This window comes from Microcystis sp. M_OC_Ca_00000000_C217Col (genome assembly GCF_007095585.1).
Lineage (GTDB): Bacteria > Cyanobacteriota > Cyanobacteriia > Cyanobacteriales > Microcystaceae > Microcystis > Microcystis panniformis.
Genome location: NZ_SFBV01000017.1, coordinates 1 through 4,122, shown reverse-complemented (window position 1 = coordinate 4,122; position 4,122 = coordinate 1). Strand labels below are relative to the sequence as shown.

General features: G+C 37.8%; 2 protein-coding genes and 1 pseudogene. 2 read left to right on the top strand and 1 reads right to left on the bottom strand.

Annotation, left to right across the window (positions count from 1 at the left end):
* Together EWV66_RS00905 and EWV66_RS00900 are read left to right on the top strand one after the other, a co-directional pair.
* A pseudogene (locus EWV66_RS00905) lies at positions 1 to 93 on the top strand (IS1 family transposase); the annotation flags it as partial.
* 24 nt (positions 94 to 117) lie between these two features.
* On the top strand, positions 118 to 3,618 hold the full coding sequence (locus EWV66_RS00900) for a CHAT domain-containing protein (protein ID WP_287115880.1): 3,501 nt from the start codon (positions 118 to 120) through the stop codon (positions 3,616 to 3,618).
* Here the strand turns inward: EWV66_RS00900 and EWV66_RS00895 are convergent.
* Positions 3,615 to 3,989, bottom strand: a complete 375-nt coding sequence (locus EWV66_RS00895; protein WP_287107804.1) for a hypothetical protein — start codon at positions 3,987 to 3,989, stop codon at positions 3,615 to 3,617. The genes EWV66_RS00900 and EWV66_RS00895 overlap by 4 nt on opposite strands.
* Positions 3,990 to 4,122: the final 133 nt, after the last annotated feature.

Genomic DNA, 4,122 nt, shown 5'->3' with positions numbered 1-4,122 from the left:
CTCTGCTATTCTAAGTCTACAGAAATGTTAGGATACTCTATTCGTTTATTAATTCATTATCTGAAGTTTCAAGAAGTGCCTATTCCTTACTGATTCATAGCTTAATTCAGCAACGCCATGGTAGCAGTAGCGCAACAATACGGGAATGCAGGAAGGGAAAATGAGGCGCGATGGTTGCTGAATATGGCGCAACAGTTAGCAGAGTATATCAGCCGTCAAAAGTTTACTATAGAAGAATATAAGACATTTCTACTGGACATAGTACTAGCAGCCAATAAAAGTAATAGTGATGTTGCGATAATTTATCCTATTTTAAAACAGCACCAAGATAAATTAGACGACACTTTTGCTAAATTATTACAGATATACGCTAGAAATATGTTTTCTCAGAGAAGCAGAGAAGAGTCTGCTAATATAGCAGGTGTAATTCACAATTTGTGCAATAAAATTAAACTATTTCCTTTGAATTTTGCGAATAATCAAGAAATTGCTATTGTCGGCTATCAAACGACTTTAGAAGTATATACTCGTACTGCTTTTCCTAAAGAATGGGCAATAACACAAAATAGTCTAGGTATAGCTTATTGTGATCGTATCAAAGGAACGAAAGCAGACAATCTAGAATTAGCTATTTTTGCGTTTCAACAGTCTTTGGAAATATACACTCGTAGTGCCTTTCCTAAAGAATGGGCAGCAATACAAAATAATCTCGGAGAAGCTTATAGAAATCGCATCAAAGAAAAAAAGGCAGATAATATAGAATTAGCTATTGCTGCTTTTCAGCAGTCTTTGGAAATATATACCCGTGAAGCTTTTTCTTATGATTGGGCAGTTAGACAAAATAATCTAGGTATAGCTTATTATGAGCGTATCAAAGGAGCAAAAGCAGACAATCTAGAATTAGCTATTTTTGCGCTTGAACAGTCTTTAGAAGTTCATACCCGTGATACTTTTCCAGAAGATTGGGCCAATGCACAAAGTAATCTGGGAAACATTTATTTAGATCGAATTAAAGGGGATAAAGCAGATAATTTAGAATTATCTATTGCTGCTTATCTACAAGCTTTAGAAGTTTTTACCTGCGAAGCTTTTCCTAAAGATTGGGCAACAATACAAAACAATTTAGGAAATGTTTATTGTGATCGAATTAAAGGAGAAAAAGCAGATAATTTAGAATTCGCTATTGTTGCTTACCAAAAGTCTTTAGAAGTTCGTAACCGTGAGACTTTTCCTGAAGATTGGGCAAACACACAAAATAATTTGGGTACCGTTTATCGTGATCGTATCAAAGGAAACAAGTCAGACAATCTAGAATTAGCTATTAATGCTTACCAACAGTCTTTAGCAATTCATACTTATGACGCTTTTCCCCAAAAATGGGCATTAACGCAAGTTAATCTAGGCAATGCGTACTCTAATAGACTTAAAGAAGATAAGACTCAAAATTTAGAATTAGCGATCATTGCTTACAATGAAGCCTTGAAAGTGAGGACTTTTGACGCATTTCCCCAAGAATGGGCAACTACACAGAATAATCTCGCTAATGCTTACAGGGACAGAATCAGAGAGGAGAAAGCCGACAATTTAGAAAAAGCGATCACTGCTTACCATGAAGCATTGAAAGTGTTGACTTTTGACGCATTTCCCCAAGAATGGGCAATGACACAAAATAATCTCGCTAATGCTTACAGTGAAAGAATCAGAGGGGAGAAAGCTGAGAATTTAGAAAGGGCGATCACCGCTTTGCATCAAGCCTTGAAAGTGAGAACTTTTGACGCATTTCCCCAAGAATGGGCAATGACACAGTATAATCTCGCCACTGCTTACTTTTACAGAATCAGAGGGGAGAAAGCTGAGAATTTAGAAAAAGTGATTGCATCCTATCAGAATGCTTTAACAATCCGCACAAAAGACGCTGCTCCTCTTGATTGTTTACTAACTGCCCGTAATTTAGCCAATTTACACTACGATGAAAAGCAATGGCAATCCGCCACAGAAGCCTATCATATCGCCATTGAAGCTGTCGAAAATGCCCGATTAGAAGCACTTAACCCCCAAAATCGCCAAGAAACCCTCTCTAATGCTATTGATGTATTCCATCGCATTGTATTGGCGCATCTTAACCTCAATCAACCTGAGAAAGCTTTAGAATATATCGAACGCAGCAAGGGGCGTAACCTGGTGGAATTAATGACTCAGAAAAATCTACAACCGCAAGGCGTTAGTCAACAAATTAAGGTTCAATTAGATGAATTAAAGCAAAGAGTGGTTAATGAACAAATTCGTTTACAACATCAAAGTATTAACCATAATTCAATGCGTAGTGATAACCTAACTCCCTACGTTCAAGATCATAGTCATCTGAAAGAATATCAACAAGACTTAGATGATTTTATTGCAAGAGAAATTAAAGATCCTCTCTTTAGCCTCACTCAAAAAGTTGAGCCGATCCCATTTACAGAGATTCAGGCTTTAACTGATGCCGAAACTTGTCTGCTACAATGGTACATTACATTCGAGAAAATACTCGCTTTTGTCGTGTCTGCTGATGGAGATGTTAAATATTGGCAATCTTCCGAAGATGATATAAAGCAATTCTTTGATACCTTCAGTAATTATCGACAGCTTTACTACTCCAAAAATGGCAAGCAAGAATGGAGAAATCAACTGTCTAACCTCTTACATACTTTTGCTGATACTCTGCATATTAATGATATTCTTGCCCTTATTCCCGATACTTGTCAACGCTTAATTATTATCCCCCATTGGTTTCTGCATATTCTCCCTATTCACGCTTTCCCGATTAACAAAAACCAAATTTTGCAGGACAAATACAATATACAATATGCCCCTAGTTGTCAAATCTTGCAAAAAATTACCCAAACTTCTCACCATTCCGACTTTAATAAACTGTTCGCCATTCAAAACCCCACCAAAGACTTATTTTACACTGACTTAGAAGTTAATATCCTCTCAACTTTCTTTACTGAATCTCAAGTTATCGCTAAAGATAACGCCACTAAAAACGCTGTTCTTCCCCATCTCAAATCCTCAGATAACCACTGTTATCACTTCTCCTGTCATGGAAGCTTTAACCCCGATAATCCCCTAGAATCCGCCTTATTTTTAGCCAATAAGGAACCCCTAACATTAGGCGAAATCTTTGAACTGCGCTTGAATAAATGTCGCCTTATCACCCTTTCTGCCTGCGAAACTGGCTTAATTGATTTAAACTCTATCAGCGATGAATATATCGGTTTACCCAGTGGTTTTCTGTTTGCAGGAAGTCCCAGTGTTGTCAGTAGTTTATGGACACTTAATGACCTGTCAACTTCCTTCTTGATGATTAAATTATATGAGATTTTATTTGATGAGAATCAGCAAGTTTCTGTACCAGTTGCTTTAAAAACTGCACAAAATTGGTTACAGAATTTAACCATTGAGGAATTGGACAAATTTCTAGAGCAATATCAGCCGCAAATAGACAAACATCTTGCCCAACTACGACCAGGACAGCGCCTACGATATGAACAATCATTGAAACTAATAAAACAACGCCAACCCCATCCTTTTATTAGTCCTTACTATTGGGCAGGTTTTATCGCTACAGGGATTTAAGTTTCAGGATTAGCACAAACCTTTTTCATACCCAACTTAAAAGCACAAATACCGATAGCTGTTGCCACACCTGGAGGAATACCAGCACCCATAGAAATTGGTTCTATTGCTGGTGCAATCATTCCAGATTCCAAAGCTTCTCTAACTTCCTCTTGACAGATAAATTGGCGGCATTTTTTCAGTAAATCACCGATAGATCTATCTGGTTCTGTACCAGTTTCTCGCATTAGCAGTAAGGGTATAGCATACTTGAGATAACCGTCGCACTCATCAATCGCATCCAAAGCAGCAATCGCACTTAGATTATCTACCAATTCAGCGCGAAACTGGGCAATTTCTTCGGGGGTTACTTTAGTTGATTCAATATTCATAGGTTGTTCTTATTTAGGGTTTGCTGAAAAAGTAGGGGCGAAGCATTCGGGCAATAACCTATCGCTGAAACCTTAGATTTCCTATCCGAATGCTTCGCCCCTACAGGATGGGATCGCTGATGAAGAGGCAAGG

Excerpts from the sequence above, each read along its gene's own strand:
- EWV66_RS00900 (WP_287115880.1), top strand. The coding sequence starts at position 118 with ATGGTAGCAGTAGCGCAACAATACGGGAATGCAGGAAGGGAAAATGAG.
- EWV66_RS00895 (WP_287107804.1), bottom strand. The coding sequence starts at position 3,989 with ATGAATATTGAATCAACTAAAGTAACCCCCGAAGAAATTGCCCAGTTT.